Source organism: Arthrobacter sp. SIMBA_036 (assembly GCF_046535135.1).
In the GTDB taxonomy this organism is placed as follows: Bacteria; Actinomycetota; Actinomycetes; order Actinomycetales; family Micrococcaceae; genus Arthrobacter.
The window spans coordinates 1-272 of record NZ_JAWRXG010000171.1 but is presented as its reverse complement, the minus strand read 5'-3'; the positions used below and the strand labels follow the sequence as shown (position 1 = coordinate 272).

Annotated in this window: 1 protein-coding gene; it reads right to left on the bottom strand. The window is 51.5% G+C overall.

Annotated features, from left to right (window positions below; genetic code table 11):
* A partial coding sequence (locus SB659_RS19530) for an SIR2 family NAD-dependent protein deacylase (RefSeq protein WP_410551601.1) occupies positions 1-272 on the bottom strand: 272 nt, incomplete at both ends.

Sequence of the window (272 nt, the reverse complement as noted above, 5' to 3'; positions counted from 1 at the left end):
AGCGTCGAGGCAAATGCGTCGCCCCTGAACTTTATGTCCATCGGAGCGTCAAACGACAGCCGATCGAAATAGTCGGACTCAGTGATGACGAGACTCTTGGGATTTGAAAAGTCACCGTGGAACTTGATGATCTGCGTGAGGCCCGGCAAAGCTCCGGCCAGATCCGCGGCCCCTGTTATCTTAACGTATGGTTTGCCAAACGCCTCATAGGCCCCTTCAAGATTAGCATCGTAGTTGGTGGTGTAGATAAATGGGAAATCGGCATCCAATAT